The sequence below is a fragment of the Acetonema longum DSM 6540 genome, assembly GCF_000219125.1.
GTDB lineage: Bacteria > Bacillota > Negativicutes > Sporomusales > Acetonemataceae > Acetonema > Acetonema longum.
Genome location: NZ_AFGF01000012.1, coordinates 41,417 through 61,407 on the forward strand (window position 1 = coordinate 41,417; position 19,991 = coordinate 61,407).

10 protein-coding genes are annotated in these 19,991 nt (G+C 53.7%); all 10 read left to right on the forward strand.

Annotated elements, in window-relative coordinates:
• The first annotated feature begins 5 nt into the window (after window positions 1-5).
• Window positions 6-758, forward strand: coding sequence for an ABC transporter ATP-binding protein (locus tag ALO_RS00895; protein WP_004091858.1), 753 nt, complete (start codon window positions 6-8; stop codon window positions 756-758).
• Window positions 755-3,187 (forward strand): FtsX-like permease family protein, encoded by a 2,433-nt coding sequence (locus tag ALO_RS00900; RefSeq protein ID WP_004091864.1) that lies wholly within the window; start codon window positions 755-757, stop codon window positions 3,185-3,187. The genes ALO_RS00895 and ALO_RS00900 overlap by 4 nt, the downstream gene beginning before the upstream one ends.
• Window positions 3,188-3,217: 30 nt before the next feature.
• Complete coding sequence (locus ALO_RS00905) at window positions 3,218-4,144, forward strand: efflux RND transporter periplasmic adaptor subunit (RefSeq protein ID WP_004091866.1); 927 nt, start codon at window positions 3,218-3,220, stop codon at window positions 4,142-4,144.
• Window positions 4,145-4,160: 16 nt separating this feature from the next.
• On the forward strand, window positions 4,161-5,501 hold the full coding sequence (locus ALO_RS00910; protein WP_004091868.1) for a TolC family protein: 1,341 nt from the start codon (window positions 4,161-4,163) through the stop codon (window positions 5,499-5,501).
• A 42-nt stretch (window positions 5,502-5,543) separates the two neighbouring features.
• Complete coding sequence (locus ALO_RS00915; RefSeq protein WP_004091870.1) at window positions 5,544-6,542, forward strand: ABC transporter ATP-binding protein; 999 nt, start codon at window positions 5,544-5,546, stop codon at window positions 6,540-6,542.
• Window positions 6,518-7,303: an ABC transporter permease gene (locus ALO_RS00920; protein WP_139025285.1), complete on the forward strand. Its 786-nt coding sequence runs from the start codon at window positions 6,518-6,520 to the stop codon at window positions 7,301-7,303. The genes ALO_RS00915 and ALO_RS00920 overlap by 25 nt, the downstream gene beginning before the upstream one ends.
• An 87-nt stretch (window positions 7,304-7,390) precedes the next feature.
• On the forward strand, window positions 7,391-8,704 hold the full coding sequence (locus tag ALO_RS00925) for a hypothetical protein (protein WP_004091874.1): 1,314 nt from the start codon (window positions 7,391-7,393) through the stop codon (window positions 8,702-8,704).
• Between the two features lies 1 nt (window position 8,705).
• Complete coding sequence (locus tag ALO_RS00930) at window positions 8,706-17,582, forward strand: non-ribosomal peptide synthetase (RefSeq protein ID WP_004091880.1); 8,877 nt, start codon at window positions 8,706-8,708, stop codon at window positions 17,580-17,582.
• Between the two features lie 43 nt (window positions 17,583-17,625).
• Window positions 17,626-18,771 (forward strand): DUF362 domain-containing protein, encoded by a 1,146-nt coding sequence (locus tag ALO_RS00935; protein ID WP_004091881.1) that lies wholly within the window; start codon window positions 17,626-17,628, stop codon window positions 18,769-18,771.
• Between the two features lie 406 nt (window positions 18,772-19,177).
• A complete protein-coding gene (locus ALO_RS00940; protein ID WP_004091884.1) occupies window positions 19,178-19,687 on the forward strand; it encodes a hypothetical protein in 510 nt (169 codons plus the stop codon).
• The last annotated feature ends 304 nt before the right edge of the window (window positions 19,688-19,991 follow it).

The following is a 19,991-nucleotide window of genomic DNA, read 5'->3' on the forward strand; positions in this document are numbered from 1 at the left end:
ATAGAATGCTCGACAAATTACTCCCCTGGCTGGCGGCTGTGGATTTGCCGCAGCCCCGGCCGGGTACGGCTGCGGTGGCTCTGAGAGCGGTACGCAAGGTTTATGTAACCGGCGCCGGTGAGTTTACGGCTTTGAAAGGTGTGGAGTTTCACGTGGCTGCCGGTGAATTTGTGGCGGTGGTGGGCAAGTCGGGCAGCGGCAAGTCCACGCTGATCAATATGATTACCGGCATCGACCGGCCCACGGCCGGGGAGGTGTGGGTGGCAGGCACGCCGGTGCACATGCTGACGGAAAATCAAATCGCGGTATGGCGGGGCCGCACGATCGGGGTTGTGTTTCAGTTTTTCCAGCTGCTGCCGACGCTGACCGCACTGGAAAATGTGATGCTGCCCATGGATTTTTGCAATGTCTACACGCCGGCGGAACGGCCCAAACGGGCAATGCAGCTGCTGGACCTGGTAGGGGTGGGGGCGCAGGCGGGCAAGCTGCCGACTCATCTGTCCGGGGGACAGCAGCAGCGTGTGGCCATTGCCCGCTGCCTGGCCAATGACCCGCCGCTGTTAGTGGCGGACGAACCCACCGGCAATCTGGACCCCCGCACCGCCGAGTCGGTGATTGAACTGTTCCGCGAACTGGCTGCCGGCGGCAAAACCATCTTGATGGTAACCCACGACGATGATTTGGCCAGCCGGGGCAACCGGATCGTAACGGTAGCCGAGGGCCAGGTCGTTGCGGCAACCGCGGGAGGGGGAGCATGATCCGCTATATTCTGTTGGCGCCGCGCTGGCGCAAGGTGTGGGCCGACCTGTGGGGAAACAAGCTGCGGACGGCCCTGGTTGTGCTGTCTATTTCCGTCGGGGTGTTCGCGGTGGGCATGGTGTACAGCTCGTATCTGATGTTTCAGCGGGATCTGGCGATCAGCTGGGCGGCGGCGTCGCCGGCCAGCGCCAGCCTGTATGCGGACCCGTTTGATGAGGAACTGGCCGAGAGCGTCCGCAGCCTGCGCGGGGTCAAGGAGGCCGAGGGAAGGCGCAATGTCAACCTGCGGGTGCGCACGGCGGGGGATCAGTGGCGGCAGATGATGCTGATCGCCATTCCGGATTACGCCAAACAGAAGGTGAATATTGTGCGGCCCCAGTCCGGCGCCTGGCCGCCGGGAGACGGGGATGCGCTGCTGGAACGCTCGTCTTTAGCCGAACTGGGGGTGGCCCAGGGGGAACCCATTCTCGTGGAGACTGCTGCCGGGCGCAAACGCTGGCTGAAGGTCACCGGGACTGTATATGATCCCAGCCAGTTCCCCAGCAAATTCAGCGGCAGCGCCTACGGCTACATCAACATGGATACCCTGGAGAAGCTGGATGAAACGCGGCAGCTGGATCAGGTCAATCTGGTGGTCCAGCCCGGCATACTGCAGGGAAAGGACACCGCGCCGATCAAGGCGGTGGGCCGGAAGGCCTGGAGCAAACTGGAACAGGGGGATACCACGGTATCCTGGCTGCAGGTGAATACGCCCGGCGAACATCTGATGCAGGGCGTTATCAATGCCCTGCTGCTGCTGCTGGCGGTGCTGGGGGCGCTGTCGCTGCTGCTGGGGGCATTGCTGCTGGTGAATACGATATCCTCCATTTTGACGCAGCAGGTGCGTCAGCTGGGGATTATGAAATCCATCGGGGCGCGCCGGGATCAGATTCTGCGGATGTACCTGACACTGGTGGGGGCCTACGGCATTCTGGCGCTGGTGGTGGCAGCCCCGCTGGGAGCGCTGGCGGCCAGTGGGGTGACCGGTTTTATGTCCGAAATGTTTAACTTTGAGTCCGGTGGGCTGGAATTGCCGCTGCGGGTCATATTGGTTGAAATGGCAGTGGCCCTCCTGGTGCCGCTGGCAGCGGCTCTGTGGCCGGTATGGTGCGGCACCGGCATCACGGTGCGGGAGGCGTTAAATGACTATGGCATCAGTGGTGTGGAAGCCAGGGGCCGGGTGGACATCTGGGTGGATGCCGCGCTGGAACGGCTGAAGGGGCTGCCCCGGCCTGTGCTGCTGTCGCTGCGGAACACCTTCCGGCGCAAGGGGCGGCTCGCGCTGACCCTACTGACTTTGACCGTGGCCGGGACGGTATTTATGGCGGTATTTTCGGTGCGGGCGTCCCTGTATTCCACTCTGGACCAGGCGATGGAATATTTTCATTATGACATGGCGGTGGAATTTGCCCAAAGCTACCGGGTGAACCGCATTGAGCAGGAGGTGTTCCGTGTGCCCGGTATTAAAGCCGCGGAACCCTGGGGGAGATCCGCCGGCCGGGTGCTGCAGGACGTACGCAAGGAATCCGAGGCCGAGGCCAGCCAAAATGTGTTTATTCTTGCGCCCCCGGCTGATACCGGGATGATCCATCCGCAGATGCTTCAGGGGCGCTGGCTGCTGCCTGAAGATGAAAGCGCCCTGGTCATCAATACGGAGGTGCTGAAAGACAATCCGCATTTACAGGTGGGCGGCCCGGCGGTGGTCATGGTGGGCCCCCGCAAGCTGCAGTTTACGGTGGTGGGGATTGCTCAGGGCATACTGGCCGGGCCGATTGTATACGCCCCTTACGAATGGATGGCCGGAGCGGTGCAGGAGACCGGCCGGGCCCGGACCGTACAGATCATTACCAATTCCGCCGATCCTCAGACGCAAAGCGTGGTGGGCAGAGCGCTGGAAGAGCATATGAAGCAAAACAGCCTGCGGGTGAAGAATGTGACGATTACCTGGCAGCAAAAAGAGCGGATTCGCTCGCAGTTTGCCATAATCACCATTTTTCTGCTGATTATGGCGGTGCTGCTGGCGGTAGTGGGAGCGCTGGGACTGACGGGGACGATGGGGATTAACGTCCTGGAGCGGACCCGGGAGATTGGCGTGATGCGGGCGGTTGGCGCTTCCAGCCTGGACATCGGCAAAGTATTCGTGGTGGAAGCGCTGTGCATCGGCGTACTGAGCTGGCTGGCGGGAGCGTTGCTGGCGCTGCCGGTGGCGGCGCTGCTGAGCCATCAGGTAGGGGTGCTGTTTATGCAAAACCCCCTGGCATTTTCCTTCAGTTTTCTGGGCGTAGGGATTTGGCTGGGGCTGTCGACGGCGCTGTCGGCGCTGGCAAGCCTGCTGCCGGCCTGGAACGCGGCCAGACTGAGCGTACGGGATGTATTAAGTTATCAATAATAATACGAATAAGGGCAAGGAGAGAAGTGAATGGCAATGAACAAAGGATTGCGGAGCCAGGAGAGCTGGATGAAACGTCATCTGCCGTCGGCGCTGCTGGCAGCAGTCATCATTGTAGCTTTGGCGGGCGGTTTCTGGCTGTTGAACCTTGGCCGGCAAAACAAGCCGCAGGATCTGCCGGCAATAAAGGCGGATGAGCGCGTATTGGCCGAAGGGATTGTGTATCCGGTGCATTATTCCCAGATGGTAATGCCTGTGAACGGAATGGTGGGTGAGGTACTGGCCAAAGAAGGGGACAGGGTGCAGGCCGGGCAGCCGATTATCCGGCTGGTTCGGGCGGATTACCAGGCCCGGGTGGACAGCGCCGGTTCGGCGGTAAAACGGGCGGAGGCCGCCGTGAAGCAGGCCGGGGTGAAGCTTGCGGAGGCGGAACGGGAATGGCAGCGGCAGCAGCGGATGGACGCGGCCGGGGCCACGTCCCGTCAGCAGCTTGAGCAGGCCGAGACAGCGGTTGAACGGGACAGGGCCGGGCTGGCGCAGGCGGAGGCGGAGCTGGCGGCCCAAAAGGATAAATTGTCCGAGTCCGAAGGTGAACTGGAAAAGACAGAGCTGCGGGCAACGATCGACGGTACGGTGGCTTTCCTGGATGTGAAACCGGGCGAGCATGCGCCAGCCGGTGAGATATTGGTGCGGCTTGCGGACGAAACCGCCTGGGAGGTGCGCAGCGACGACCTCACCGAATTGGCGGTCGTCAAGGTCCGGGCCGGCGACACGGCGATTTTGACGTTTGACGGCATACCCGGGCTGGAGATTCCCGGACGGGTCCAATTTATCCGGCCTTACGGGGAGAAGAAACGGGGGGATATTACCTATACCGTGTTTATTGCTCCGGATTACTGGGATGAGCGTCTGCGCTGGATGATGACCGCCCAGATTGCCATTGCGGCCTCAAAGTGAAAAGGAGAATAATTACATGCTAAGACAGAAGGTATGGAAAACGTGCTGGGTCGCAATACCTGTCGGGATCATATTTCTGGCCAACAGTATGAATACCTGGGCGGCTCCGGTTGAGCTTTCGCTGCATGAGAGCATCGCTCTGGCGCTGCGGAATAATCCCGCGGTAAAAATAGCCGAGGCGGACCAGTCGCAGGCGGTTTGGGCCGTTGCTGAAATCAGAGGGGAGTTCGGCCCCGGTCTAAAGTATGACCATACATATTCCCGGGCGGAAATCGCCGCTTCTACGCTGAACGATGATCTGCTGGGCTATTTGTCCGGTTCCGCCCTTAAAAGCAATGGATTCAGGAACAGGATCACGCTGAACCTGCCCCTTTATACCGGAGGAAGAAGGGCTGGATTGCTGGGGCAGGCCGAAGACAATCTTTATGCTGCCCGTCTGGAAGTGAAAAAAGCCAAACAGCAGCTTGCCTTTGACACAACAACCGCCTATTTCAACGCACTGCAGGCGCGCAGCCTGCTGGAAATCAGCCAGGAGTCCATGGAGAATCTTACGGCGCATTTGAAAAATGTGCAGGTGAAATATGAAGAAGGGCTGGTAACCAAAGCCGAGGTACTGCGCGCCGAAGTGGAACTGGCCAATGCCGGACAGGATCTCATGACGGCGCAGAACGACTATAACCTGGCGATTGACAGCCTGAACAATGTGATGGGACTGCCGTTGGATCATGAAATCACGATAACGGCGACAGGCAATGGAGCAATAGCCTATGAAAGCGATACTCGTACCCTTGAGGAGTGCATACAATACGCCCGGCGGAATCACCCTGCGGTCATACAGAGCCAAATCAGGGTTAATGCCGCCAAACAAGGCGTAAAAGCCGAAAAGAGCGGAAATTTGCCGCAAATCAGCTTGAATGGCAGCAATGACTGGTATGACGAGGATTTTCCCGGGGCGAAGGAAAGCTACTGGATGGTGAGCCTTACCGCTTCTCTGAATGTATTTGACGCCGGCGTTGTAAAGTCCAAGGTGAAGCAGGCCGAAAGTAAAATGGACAAAGCGCGGCAACAAGCCCGACAGGCGGAAGAAGCGGCCGCTCTTGACGTAAGCAAGGCCTACCATGACCTAAGGGCGGCGGAAAACCGCATCGCCACAACAAAAGGTGTGGTGGATAAGGCGCGGGAGATTTTCCGGATTACCGAAATCCGCTACCGCGAGGGCGCCGGTACAAACCTGGATGTGATTGACGCCCAGCTGACGCTGGCTCAGGCTAAGACGAAACATAACCAGGCGCGGTATGATTATTGCAGAAGCAAAGCCAAATTGATGCAGGCCATGGGAATGGATCAAGATACATGAAGCGGCGCGGCGGCGAATTTTTGAAAAGGTGGAGGGGCAATTTTGCGTGAACAGAATGTGACAGGCATGACAGTGGAAATTAAAGCCCTCAGCAAGACCTATCGTAAAAATAACGGAACTGTTTTTACAGCCGTTGACAACGTGAATCTGGCGATACACAGGGGCGAAGTCTTTGGTTTTCTGGGCGCAAACGGCGCAGGCAAAACCACAACCATCAAAATGATGTGCGGCCTGGTCGCCCCGACCTCCGGCCGCATATTGCTCAACGGCTGCGACACCGGTCCGGAGCGCGGCAATGCCATGCGGCAGATCGGGGTGGTTTTGGAAGGAACGAGAAATATCTACTGGCCTTTATCGGCCTGGCAGAATTTAATGTATTTCGGCAGGCTGAAGGGTTGTTCCGGCAGAGCGTTAAACGAACGCAGCGAACAGCTTCTGCGGGAGCTGGAGCTGTGGGACCGGCGCAATGATATTGTCCGGAATTTTTCCCGGGGGATGCAGCAAAGAATTGCCATTGCCTGCGCTCTGATTGCCGATCCTCCTATTCTTATCCTGGATGAGCCGACGCTGGGCCTGGATGTTGAGGCGACTCAGATCATGAAGGCGCTGCTGCAGCGGCTGGCCCGGGAGTATCAGAAAACGGTCATCATTACTTCCCATCAGCTGGATGTGGTGCAGGAGCTGTGCGACCGTGTGGCCATCATCCATAAAGGTCGGATCATTGCCGACAGGAGTCTGGCTGAATTATTGGCGCTTTTTGGACAGGGCTGCTATCAGATTAAGGCAAAAGGAAATTTCGCCAATCTGGAAAAGAATCTGCCCGGGGATTTCAGCGTAACCGAGGAAAACGGCACGGTATTGTTGACCGGGCCAATCAGCAGTCAGGCTGAATTATACGGTTTGCTTTTAAAAATAAGAGAACAGGGCATGACGCTGATTGCCGCATCGCCGATAGAACCGGATTTGGAAGAAGTGTTTTTAAAGCTGGTGAAAAACAAGGGGGGGGAAGGTCAACGATGGAGACATGCAAAGTTATGCTGAATGAGACCTACAAAGGGCTGCTTATTTCCTGGAACTATAAATTCGAAACCTTTTTACAGCTTTTAGTGATGGGCATGGTCTTCCTTGGCATCGGCTTTATCATGGGAGGGGGGCAGGTCACTCCGGACCGCCTTGCTTTTATCTTAGTGGGTTATTTAATGTGGCTGTATTCCACCATTGTGATTTCCAATATGTGCTATGACCTGCTGGGAGAGGCGCAGGCTGGCACGCTGGAACAAGTTTTTATGAGTCCTGTGCCCGTGCCTTTGATATTAATGGGCCGGTCTTTTTCCACATTGATTACGGCTACGATTCATATTTTACTGTTGACGCTGGTGATGCTCTGGGGGTTTGGGGTCAGTATTCCGCTCCGCTGGTCGGGCTTGCCCGTATTCATTGTTACGATCGCCGGATTGTTTGGCTTTGGTTTCATGATTGCCGGGGCGACGCTGCTATTTAAACGGATCGGCCAGCTGGCCAGTTTAACGGCCAATGCGCTGCTGTTTCTCAATGGCTCCATGGTTCCCGTTGAGCAGTTCCCCCAATGGCTGGCCATCTTTGCGAAAACCCTGCCGACAACGCAGGGGGTCATCTTGCTGCGGCAGACTTTACTGGAGACCTATTCGCTGCATGATTTATGGCGGGATGGCAGTTTACTGCTGCTTCTTTCCCAGTCAGCCGTTTATTTTGGCGGCGGGTTGCTGTTTCTCATCTGGTGCGTGAAAAAAGCCAAACGCGCCGGAACTCTGGGATCTTATTAAAGCCTGCTTAAAAAGCGCACATCCGCATCTTTTTAAGCAGGCTTTGCTGCGAAGTTCAATAGATTAAGTGTAATGAGGTGTAGGCATATGAAGGTGGTTCAACTGGCCGGCTTATATTTTCTGGGGACTGAGGAGTACAATTCATCCAATAATATGATGGCTACCGTTGTTTTTAAAGAAAAAATTGACGGTGAAAAACTGTTTCCCAGCTATCGGAAACTGATCCTGCAGAATCCGCTGCTGCAAACCAGAATCGCGGAACGGCCGGAACAAAATATGTTTGCGTGGGAACGGTTTTCACCGGATGAAATAGAGTATTTCCTGCGCTTTGAGCAGGAGGAGTTTGACCGGCGCTATGACAAGGCGGCTGTTTTACGCCAGTATTATCCTACCAATTCACGCCTGCCCTTTTACATCACTATTGTCGATGACCGTACAGCGGTCATTTGCATGAATCATGTTCTGGCCAATGGCCGGTCTTTTATTTTCTGGATTGAAAGATGGCTGCAGTATTACGCCGGCGGAGAGGCCGCCGGCAGCGTTGAGCCAAAGGCCAAAGCAGCTTTCAGGCAGAAACTGGCGGGCAGGTTGAAAAGAGCCAAGGCCTTTGTGTGGCTGCCGGTTTTCCTGGTTGAATATATGTGCAAAGCCGGCAAAAAGGCCGCGCACAATACGGTAGATCTCAGTTACGGCAAGCAGCCCGGACCCAACAACAGCTACGCGCTCAAGGCATACAGCTTCAGCCGGGAGGATACCCAGGACATATTGCGCCTTTGCAAGCGCAATAATACGACCTTAACAGAACATATGTGCTCCATTTTGGCTGAAAGCTTCTTGCAATACAGCCATCAATGCGGCCATGATAAAAAACGCGTGCTGATTTCGATGCCGATGGACATGCAGCCGATTAGGCCCTATACGCCGGAAAATACGTACGGAAATCTGATAGCCAGCCTGCCGGCGCAGTTTTTTGGCGGCAAAGCAATGGAACCGCAAATCAAGGCCGTATTCAAGTGGTTTCGGCGAGGCATCCCCTACAGTTTGTCCTGCCTGGCTGCGGCAGCAGCCTTTTCCTATGAAAAAACAAAAAGACAGTGCCTGACGCTGTGCCAAAAAACAATGCCGAAGAGGTCCCCCCTGGGGGACTTTTCACTGACCTATTCCAACCTGGGCGTTATCACATCGCCGGTAATGGAAAAATTAGTGGATGCCGCCTATTTTTATTTTAAACCGCAGACAATTCTTGTGGTGTCATCCACCCTTGCCGGCAGGCTGCACATCAAAGTGAGCCTGACCAAGGATCTTTATGACGCGGAGGAAGTGTTTGCATTGTTCGATCAAATGCTATCGCTTGAATCTTTGTTGCAGGCGGAGCAAAAATCCGGGGAGGAGCAGCATTAACATGGGAAAAGAGGAACTCACCGCTACAGAGTATGCACTGACTGCTTACCAAAGGGATATTTGGCTTGAACAATGCCTATATCCCGGCAAGCCGATCTACAACTTAGGCGGATACATGGAGATTAAAGGCGAGATGGACGTCCCGGCGCTAAGCAGGTCAATCGCCGCCGTAATCAGACATAATGACAGCTTTCGCAGCAATATTGCGAAAAAAAACGGCGAACCCTGTCTGAAAATATTGCCGGAATTGGCCTATGAAGTCCCGTTCCACGATTTTTCCCAGCAGGAAAACGCCTATGAATATTGCCTCGACTGGCTGAACCGGGAATTCCTGACTCCCATGGCATTTGGCGAGAATTTATTTCAGTTTGCGTTGGTTAAGTGTGACGCGGGCACGTATTTCTGGCTGATGAAAGTGCATCACATCATTATTGACGGCATGGGCTTATCGATTATGTACAGGCAGGTCATTGAAAATTATAATCAGTTGCTTGCAGGCGCTTCAGAGCTGGACCGGATCACCTACTCCTATACTGATTTTGTCGCGGAGCATCAGCGTTATCTCGCTTCCGCCGCGTTTTTAAATGACAAGGCCTTTTGGCAGGAAAAGTACCGGACGATTCCCGAACCGCTGTTTAGCAGGAATGCGGAGAGCGATGACGCCGCCGCCGGCGTGACCAGCGATCGGATCAGCTTCGCCGTTAAAAGGTCTTTGTACAATCAAATCATTGCCTTCAGCGAGGCGCAGGGCTGCTCGGTGTTCCATTTCCTGCTGGCGGTGCTGTTTCTTTATTTCAGCAGGTTATGCGGCAAAGACGAGGTAGTCATCGGCGTTCCCATTCTGAACCGAAGCAAGGCCAAATACAAGCAGACGCTGGGGCTTTTCGCCAATGTGATGCCGTTAAAGCTCCAGCCGGGCAAGGATTTAACCTTTATTCAGCTGATGCTGTATATCAGGAATGAACTGATGGAATGCTACCGGCACCAGAAACTGCCCTTCGGAGAGATCTACCGGACGGTGTTTAACGGCGCCGTAGAGAAAAGCAATATTTACGACCTGTCGCTTTCCTATATCAACCGTGATTTTAGTGAAAATTATCATACGGCCAGCGATTATCAGATCGTCAGCCTGTCGCACCGGCATGAGCGGACGGCGTTGACGATCTTTGTCAGGGACTATAATGAGGAAAGAGACGTTGTCTTTGATTTTGACTATCAGACCGCTCTCTTTGCCAAATTTGTCCCGATTGAAAATGTGATCAGTCATTTTAGCCATTTGCTGGCGGCCGTCCTGGCAAACAGCGGGGAAAGCTTCGCTGAGATCGAAATGATGCCGGAGGAAGAACGGCGGAAGGTGTTAAGGGCGTTTAACAATACGCAGGCCGGGTATGACAGGGACAAGACAATCCACGCATTGCTTGAGGATCAGGCGGAACAGAGGCCCGAAAGGCCGGCGGCAGTGTTTGAAGGCCGTCAGCTGACCTATCGGGCGCTAAACGCCAGGGCGAATCAGCTGGCAAGAGTGTTGCGCCATAAAGGGGTCAAACCTGACAGCATCGTGGGTATCATGACCGAACGTTCCCTGGAAATGGTGATCGGTGTGATGGCGGTGCTCAAGGCGGGCGGGGCGTACCTGCCGATCGATCCGAACTATCCTGCGGACAGGATCCAATATATGCTGCAAGACAGCGCCGCGGCGATCCTGCTGACCGGCAGGAACCTGATGCAGCCGCCGGATTATCAGGGTGAAGTTTTGGACCTGGAAGACGGCAGACTGTATCAGGGGGAGGAGACAAACCTGGACAGCGTAAATACGCCGGAGGATTTGGCATACATCATTTATACGTCGGGTTCAACGGGCAATCCGAAAGGGGTTATGATTGCGCATCAGGGAATCGCCAACCTGAAAACCTTCTTTCAGCAAACCTACCAGGTCGGCGGGCAGGACAGAATGCTGCAATTCGCCAGCAGTTCCTTTGACGCTTCGGTATGGGAAATGTTTACCAGCCTGCTGGCCGGAGCAACGCTGTATATCGTTTCACGGGATACGATCCATAACTATGGCGAGTTTACCCGTTTTATCGCTGCAAACGGGATTACCATCGCGCTTTTGCCGCCACCGTATCTGACCGGTATTGAGCCGGGGGATGTGCCCGGCTTGAAGCGGCTGATCACCGGCGGGTCCGCCATCACCAAGGGCCTGATGGAAAAATGGAAGGATAGGCGGGTCTATATCAACGCGTATGGACCTACCGAAGCAACCGTCATTGCAACCACCTGGAAGTACAGTCCGGAAGCAAGCGGGTATGGCTCGGTGCCGATCGGCGTTCCGATCAGCAACACGCAAATTTATATTCTCGACGGCAACAACCGGCTGCTGCCTGTGGGCGCCGCCGGTGAACTGTGCATAGCGGGCGACGGATTGGCCCGGGGGTATCTGAACCGGCCGGAGCTGACCGCGGAGAAGTTTGTGCCCAATCCCTTTAGCCCCGGGGCAAAAATGTATAAGACGGGCGATCTGGCGCGCTGGCTGCCTGACGGCAATATAGAGTTTCTCGGCAGGATTGACCATCAGGTAAAGATCAGAGGCTTCCGCATCGAACTGGGAGAAATTGAAGCCCGGCTGCTGGAGCATGGAGCGGTAAAGGAAGCGGTGGTCATTGCCAGGCAAGACCGGGCAGGGGAGGCATACCTGGCGGCGTATTTTACGACGAGCCGTGCGGTGGAGACGGGTGAACTGAGGGAAGCTCTGTTAAAGGAACTGCCTGAATATATGGTCCCGTCCTATTTTATCCAGCTTGACAAGATGCCCCTGACCGGCAGCGACAAGATCGACAGGAAGGCGCTGCCCGAGCCTGACCTGAGCCTGGCTGCTGCTGTGGAATATATGGCGCCGCGGGATGAAACGGAAGAAATACTGGCGCGGATATGGCAGGAAGTACTGAAAGTCGAAAGAGTGGGCCTGAAGGATCATTTCTTCGCGCTGGGCGGGGATTCGATCAAGGCGATACAAGTGCTGTCGCGGCTGAATCAATACGGGTTAAAGCTGGAAATGAAGGATTTGTTCAAACATCCTGCCATTGGCGAACTGAGCGGCTATGTAAAGGCGACGAGCCGGAAAGCAGTTCAGGCTGTTGTCGAAGGCGATATCGGACTGACTCCGATCCAGCACTGGCTGTTTGAGCAAAGCTTTACGGACAAGCACCACTTTAACCAGGCGGTAATGCTGTATCGCCGGGAGGGGTTTGATGAAGCCGCTTTGCGCAGCGTGTTTGTCAGGCTGGCGGAGCATCACGACGCGTTGCGAATCGTAGCGAAAGAGGGACGGCTGTTTAACCGGGGGACAGAGGCCGGACTGTACACCCTGGAGACGCTGGATTTACGCGAGGCTGAGAATTTCCGGGAAATTATGGCGGCGGAGTCCGGCCGGCTGCAAAGGAGCATGGACTTATATAACGGCCCGCTGGTTAAGGCAAAATTGTACCAGGCCAGGGACGGGGACCATCTGTTCCTTGTTATCCATCATCTGGTAGTGGACGGGATATCCTGGAGAATCCTTCTGCAGGATCTTTTCCAGGGGTACACGCAGGCCTTGTCGCAGGAAGCAATAACCTTCGCGGACAAGACCGATTCTTTCAAAGAGTGGTCGGAGCGACTGGCCGCTTACGCCGACAGCCGGGAATTATTGCAGGAGGTGCCCTACTGGGCCGGGCTGGAGGCAATCGAGGTGAAACCGCTTATTAAGGATCAATCGGTTGCCGTGAGAAGCTATCGGGAGCATAACACCGTACAGGTGAAATTGACGGAGGAAGAGACGGCAACCCTGCTCAAGAGGGCAAACGCCGCTTATCATACCGAGATCAACGATCTTCTGCTTACGGCGTTGGGGCTTGCGGTCAGGGAATGGACCGGGGATGCCCGGATATTGATCAATCTGGAAGGACACGGCAGGGAAGAAATCATCAGGGGTGTGGACGTCAGCAGGACCGTCGGCTGGTTTACCGCCCAATATCCTGTGATCCTTGACATGAGCGGCGAACGGGAACTGGCCTGCCGGATAAAATCCGTGAAGGAAAGCCTGCGGCAAATCCCAAACAAAGGTATTGGCTATGGCATTCTCAAATATCTGACCTCGCCCGGATACAAGGCGGCGCTGCAGTTTAACCTGCAGCCTGAAATCAGCTTTAATTACCTGGGGCAATTCGACGGGGGCAATGACGGGTTTGCAATAGAAGAGCTTACTGCCGGGGACTGCGTGTCTCCTGACATGGAAAGCCCCTATGCCATCGATATAAACGGCATGGTGGCGCAGGGACGGCTGACCTTGAATTTTACCTATAGCCGGGACGAGTATGGAGCGGCAACCATTGAAGCTGTGGCGGCAGGCTTCAGAAAGCATCTCATCCGGGTGGCGGAGCATTGCGCCGCTAGGGACTACAGCGAAATGACCCCCAGCGATTTTACGTTCAAGCATTTAACACTTGATGCGCTGGCCAACGCGTTAAGCGGCATTGATGCGAGAAATGTAAAAGACGTATATCCGTTGTCGCCTATGCAGGAAGGGATGTTATACCATGCGCTGCTGGACAATGAATCCGCCGCGTATTTTGAGCAAACCATCCTGTCAGTGGAAGGCAGCCTGGATATGCGGCATATTCAGGAAAGCTTCAACCAGCTGGTCGCACGCTACGACATTCTCCGCACCGTTTTTGTCTCTGAGAAGGTAGCCAGGCCGCTGCAGGTTGTGCTGCGGGAACGGCGGGCCGATATTGCCCTTGAGGATGCCGCCGGTTTAACCGGCGCGGCGCAAATGTCATTCATTGAAAAATATAAAACGCAGGATAAAATGCGCGGCTTTGACCTGCGTAAAGATATGCCGATTCGTTTAAGCGTCATCCGGACGGCTGCGAAATCTTACAAGTTGATATGGAGCTTCCACCATATCATTATGGACGGCTGGTGCCTGGGCATTATCCTGAAGGACTTTTTGGACATTTATGCCTCTTTGCAAGAGGGCCGGCCGGCGGATTTAGGCGAAGTGTATCCGTACAGCGGCTACATCAAATGGCTTGCCGGACAGGACAATGAGGCGGCCGCGTCGTATTGGAGAGGATATGTAAGCGATTATGAAGTGCAGGCATCCCTTCCCCGAAACAACGGCACGCCGGAAATAGGAAAATATGAGCCGGAAGAGTTTGGCTTCACGCTGGATGCGGCGGCGCGAAAAGGCCTGGAGGATATCGCAAGGAACAACAACGTAACTCTGAGCACGCTTATGCAGGCCCTATGGGGTGTCATGCTGCTGCGGTATAACAATGCCGAGGATGTGGTTTTCGGTGCGGTTGTATCCGGCAGGCCCCACGAAATAGAGGGCGTGGAGAAAATGGTGGGGTTATTTATTAATACGCTGCCTGTACGCATAAAGTGTGACGGGCAAAAGAGCTTTGCCCGGCTGTTGCAGGAGGTTCAGCAGGCTGCGGTGGATTCGGAGCGGTACAGCTATTATCCGCTGGCGGAAATACAGGCGACCACGGCGTTGAAAAGCGCCCTTATCGACCACATCGTGGCTTTTGAGAATTACCCGGCGACAGAGATCAGAGATGCTAAGTCGGGGATTGCCATTGGCGGCATTGAGGCTTTCGAACAAACGAGCTACGATTTTAATCTGGTTATTATTCCCGGTAAAGAACTCCACATCAAATTTAGTTATAATGCGCAGGTATACAGCAGATCCTTTGTCGCCAGGCTGGAAGCGCATATGAAAGCAATGATAGCGAGCGTAATCGGCAATCCCGCCGCGGCGGTGAAAGACCTGAAGCTGCTTACGGCGGCAGAAGAAGAAGCACTCCTCTATCGCTTCAACGATACGGCGGCGGCATATCCCAAAAACAGGACGATTGCCGCCCTCTTTGCGGAACAGGCGCGGAAAACGCCTGACAATATTGCGGTGGCCTATGAGGATCAACAGCTGACGTACAGAGCTTTAAACGAAAAAGCAGCCTGCGTGGCGAGGGTGTTAAGAAATAAGGGCGTCAAAGCCAACAGCATTGTCGGCGTCATGGCGGAGCGCTCGCCGGAATTGATCATCGGACTGGTGGGGATCTTGCAGTCAGGCGGGGCGTATCTGCCAATCGACCCGGCATACCCGGCTGAGCGAATCAGCTATATGCTGGAAGACAGCGGGGCAGGCATCCTGCTAACGCAAAAACACCTGCTTGATAAAGCAGTATTCCCGGGTGAGACGATGGATCTGGAAGATCCGGAACTGTACTGGGGAGACGCTGCCGGGTTTGCCACGGAAAATACTTCACAGGATTTGGCGTATGTTATCTATACCTCCGGTTCAACCGGCAACCCGAAAGGGGTTGAAGTGCAGCACGCCAGCCTGGCCAATCTCGTCTACTGGCACCGGCGAGAATATGACATAACCCCTGCGGACAGAGCCACGCTGATAGCGGGGCAGGCCTTTGACGCCTCCGTCTGGGAAATATGGCCGTATTTAACGGCCGGCGCCGGCCTGTATATTCCGGATAACGCAACGCGATCTTCCCTGTCAGGCCTGATTCAATGGTTCAAGGACAATGCGATTACCGTCAGCTTTCTGCCGACGCCGCTGGCGGAAGCCTTACTGGCCGAAGCCTGGCCCGGCGGCATAGCGTTAAGGGCCATGCTGACAGGCGGCGATAAGCTGCATCGCAGACCCGCGCCGGACCTGCCCTTTGCGCTGTTCAATCATTACGGCCCCACGGAAAACACGGTAGTCGCGACCTGGGCCCGGGTTTTCCCTGATGCGCCCAAGGACATGCTGCCGCCGATCGGACGCCCTATTGACAATACAAAAGTCTATATTCTGGATCGGAACAACAATCTGCAGCCGGTCGGCGCGGCCGGCGAACTGTGCCTTTCAGGCGACAGCCTGGCCAGAGGGTATCTGAACCGGCCGGAGCTGACCGCGGAGAAGTTTGTGCCCAATCCCTTTATCCCCGGGGCAAGAATGTACAGGACGGGCGATCTGGCGCGCTGGCTGCCCCACGGCAACATTGAGTTTCTCGGCAGAATTGACCACCAGGTAAAGATCAGGGGCTTCCGGATCGAGCTGGGCGAAATAGAAAACCGGATTTTACAGCATGCCGCCGTGAAGGAAGCGGTGGTAATCGCCCGGGAAGATCAGCGGGGGGATAAATATCTGGCCGCATATATGGTGGCAAATCCTGCGCCGGAGACAGATGAGCTTAGGGAATACCTGTTAAAAGAGCTGCCTGAGTATATGGTGCCGCCGTATTTTGTCCAGCTTGACAATATGCCGTTAACGCCGAACGGCAAGATTGACCGGAAGGCGTTGCCCGAACCGGCCGGCCGGGGGATCGCGGGAGAAAGCTATACGGCGCCGAGAAATGACACCGACCGGAGGATTCAGGCGGTCTGGCAGGAAATACTGGGGATAGAGACGATAGGCATCGAAGATAACTTCTTTATGCTGGGGGGAAATTCGATCAAGGCTATCCAGGTTGTAGCCAAGCTGGCGCTGGATTTTGAGATAGGGATCAACGATATTTTCCAAAATCAGACCATCCGGACGCTGGCCGACGCAGTGAAATACTCCAAGGACAGGTTAAAAGAAACAATCGGCGCTTTAAATGAGGCGGCTGCGGCAAGGGCGGACAGCATTGGCTTTGATGGCGAATTGCGCAACAGGCTCAAAGAATACAGGATGAAAAACCGCAGATACCGGGACATAGACCTTGGGGAAAGGGAAGAGTACCGGAATATCCTGCTTGCGGGCAGCACGGGATATCTTGGCGTACACATTTTACGCCAATTGCTGGCAAACACCGATTACACCATTTATGTACCGGTAAGAGCGAAAAACGATGCGGAGGCGGAAGACCGGTTATGGTCCAAACTCAAATTTTACTTTAATTTCAGCAGGGCGGACAACGGAAGTCTGGCAAACAGAATACGCGTGTTTAGCGGCGACATCTCCAAAGAGAGCCTGGGCCTCAGTCCGGATGAATACATGAATCTGGCGGCCAAGATTGACTGCATTATCAATTCGGCGGCCAATGTAAAACATTACGGGCATTACGCCGAATTTTACGCGATCAATGTGCAGGGCAGCCAAAGGCTGATCGAATTTGCCAATACCGGCAGGAAAAAAGCATACAACTTTATATCCACCACGAGCGTGGGAAGCGGGTATGTGGACGGGGAAGCCAGGCTGCTGTTTACGGAATATGATTGTAATGTGGGCCAGCATTCCGATAATTACTATGTGGAAACGAAACTGGCGGCGGAAACAGCTTTGGCAAAGGCCAGGGGCGAGGGACTGACGGCGAATGTTTTCCGGGTCGGCAATCTGGTGTTTGATTCTGCCTCCGGCGTGTTTCAGGAAAATATAGAGGACAATGCGTTCTATACACTGCTGAAATCGCTGTTGAATATCGGGTATTTTCCGGAAATGCACCAGAAAACCATGAATTTTTCTTTTATTGATTTTGTCGCCAAAGCCATCGTCCTGCTGTTTGATAAGAAAAATTTACAAAATGAAACCTACCATTTGTTCAACAGCAAACAGGTCAGCATGGTTACCCTGGCTGAACTGATAAGCCGGGCAGGGGTTGCTGTCAACGTAATGCCGGTCAATGATTTTATAAAATATCTGTATGCAAAGTATGAGGATGAAACGGTGAAAAGCTACATTACCAGGGTTCTCGTTCATTCGAATATGTTTTTTGAGGGGGCAAGCAAAACCTCGTTTATCGTGCAAAACCAAAAAACGGAAAGCATTTTGCAGGCGCTGAACTTTACATGGCCCGGCCTGGACCGTGAAAAAACAGAGTTGATGATGGCGCATTGCAAGAAGGTTGGTTTTATCTGAAAAACGCAACAAAGGAAATCATTTATTACGGGGGAGAAAGCGCATGAAAACTGTCAGCATTACAGAGTGTGCAGCCTATGGGTATGAAGAAGTGGAGAAGGCGGTCTTCGCCTGCCTGGACAATCTTCCCGGAATCAAAAGCAAAATGGTCAGCGGGGCCCGGGTTTTAGTCAAGGTAAACCTGTTAAAGCGAAATGCCCCTGAAGATGCGGTTACCACGCACCCGGCCGTAGTCGAGGCGGTTGTCAGATACCTCCAGGCCGCGGGGTGCAAGGTAATAGTCGGGGACAGCCCGGGCGGCCCTTTTACGGTAAAGCGGCTGGAAGGGATCTATAAGGCGGCGGGGATGACGCAAGTGGCGGAGAAAACAGGCTGCGAGCTGAATTATGATGTTGCTGCTGTACAGGTCACGAATGAACAGGCGCAAAAGCTGAAGAGCATGCAAATCATCAAAATTGCGGAGGATGTTGATTTTGTTGTATCGGCAGCTAAGCTGAAAACCCACGGCATGATGGTTTATACCGGGGCTGTCAAAAATTTATTCGGCGTGATACCCGGGCTTATTAAAGCTGAATATCATTTCAAGATGAAAAGCGTGGAAAATTTTGCGCACCATTTGATAGACATCTGCGAATATATCAAGCCGGTCTTTACAATTATTGACGCCATAGAAGGAATGGAAGGGGACGGGCCTTCCGCCGGGCAAAAAAGGCATGCGGGGCTTATCCTGGCCTCGGAAAATCCCTACGCTCTGGATACGGCGGCCGCTCATATCATAGGCATTAACCCGTTAACCGTGCCGACTGTAAAACTGGCCCGGGACAGGGGAATCTTCAGCGGCAGTCTGCAAGACCTGACAGTGAAGGGGACACGGCTGGAGGACATACACATACCGCCGTTTAAACTGCCGGGTTCGCTGCATGACAACTTACTGGCCGGCGCCATGCCCGAATTTGCGGCGAATTTTCTGGCAAACATTTTGCGGGCAAAACCGGTGTTTAACTATGATCTGTGCATCTCCTGCGGCGATTGCCAAAGGGGATGCCCTGCCAGGATCATCGATATGAGCTCAGGAAAGCCTGTGCCGGATTTGGATCAGTGCATCAGCTGTTTTTGCTGCCATGAGTTGTGTCCTAAGAAAGCCATTGATATCAAAAAGCATTGGCTGCACAAATTATTGTTCAGATAACTTTGCATAGTGCTGCTTTGCATTGGTAAAATTAAAAAAAACAGAAAACGTAAAGGCCAAGGGTACGCTGCTATCCTTGGCCTTTACGTTTATTTGCATAAGCTTCTATTGCATCGCATATCTTTTACGATGCCAATGTTTGACCGGTATCATGACGGTTCCGGCGTATTCCAGCGCCTGAGAAACCATAGCCATTCCGAAGATATGACACTCCTTCCGGGGCATTTCCCTGATAGGTTGGATTTCTGAACCAACTTATAATTTTAAGGTTCTTGCAATTCATTACCGCAGCCTGGACAGTGAGCGGGCATATTTCAAGGATGAAATGAGGCAAAGCGTATAGCTTTTTTGCAGGAATTTAACTTATTTTGCCGAAGTTTGCATCTAGAAAGATGGGGTGGTTTGGGTGGAGGTTTTGGGTACTGCTTTGGTAGCTATTGTAGTATCAATACTAACTTGTTTTGCAAATAATTGGTATAACCACAATAAGTTAAGGGCGGATTTATCGACTCATTCGAAGAAAACCTATAAAGAGTTAATTACTTCCGAAAGAATTAAATGGGTTGACGCCCTTAGGGAAGCTATGGCGGACTTTCTTTCTAAGAGCCATGAAATTCTGGTTCTTAAATTTAGCCGCCTGCGTGATGAAGAAGCGCGCAAAATCCCTTTTGCTACAGCATATAATGACTTAGTATGCTATTTTCTTAAGACCAGCTATTTAATTCAACTTCGTCTAAATCCAAAAGAAACAGCTTTTTTGCAGGACTTGGATGAAATGAGCCAAAAGATACTTTCCGCCGAGACTGTTTTTGAATTATCAGAAGCACAGAAGGACATTAAAGATTTTGCTGATATGTGCCAGGGTTTATTGAAGGCTGAGTGGGAGAGAATTAAAGAGGAATCACAACCTACTTAAGGCGTTAATTGCTAAGCCTAGCGTTCCGGCAGGGACGCTTTTTTATTATCGGTTTAGCCGCTGAACACGCCAATTTTGCGTCCGCAATCGAATGGTTTCCGACGTTGTCCACCAGTGACGCCAGGCAGTTTCCAGTCGTAAAGCCGGCCTTTGAGGCGGTGAAATAGCGAGCCCGGCCCTTTCCGCGGCCGCCTGGATAAAACCTGGGTTCCTGCGTAGGATTTTGGGGGCCAGGATCTTTACCTTACCGGGAGGTCAGGTTTGTGCTGTAGCCCGTAATCCCGTATAATGAATAGCAAGAAGG

What these genes read in the sequence shown, in the direction of transcription:
- ALO_RS00935 (WP_004091881.1), top strand. Translation starts at nt 17,626, where the DNA reads ATGAAAACTGTCAGCATTACAGAGTGTGCAGCCTATGGGTATGAAGAA.
- ALO_RS00895 (WP_004091858.1), top strand. Translation starts at nt 6, where the DNA reads ATGCTCGACAAATTACTCCCCTGGCTGGCGGCTGTGGATTTGCCGCAG.
- ALO_RS00925 (WP_004091874.1), top strand. Translation starts at nt 7,391, where the DNA reads ATGAAGGTGGTTCAACTGGCCGGCTTATATTTTCTGGGGACTGAGGAG.
- ALO_RS00900 (WP_004091864.1), top strand. Translation starts at nt 755, where the DNA reads ATGATCCGCTATATTCTGTTGGCGCCGCGCTGGCGCAAGGTGTGGGCC.
- ALO_RS00910 (WP_004091868.1), top strand. Translation starts at nt 4,161, where the DNA reads ATGCTAAGACAGAAGGTATGGAAAACGTGCTGGGTCGCAATACCTGTC.
- ALO_RS00920 (WP_139025285.1), top strand. Translation starts at nt 6,518, where the DNA reads ATGGAGACATGCAAAGTTATGCTGAATGAGACCTACAAAGGGCTGCTT.
- ALO_RS00930 (WP_004091880.1), top strand. Translation starts at nt 8,706, where the DNA reads ATGGGAAAAGAGGAACTCACCGCTACAGAGTATGCACTGACTGCTTAC.
- ALO_RS00905 (WP_004091866.1), top strand. Translation starts at nt 3,218, where the DNA reads ATGGCAATGAACAAAGGATTGCGGAGCCAGGAGAGCTGGATGAAACGT.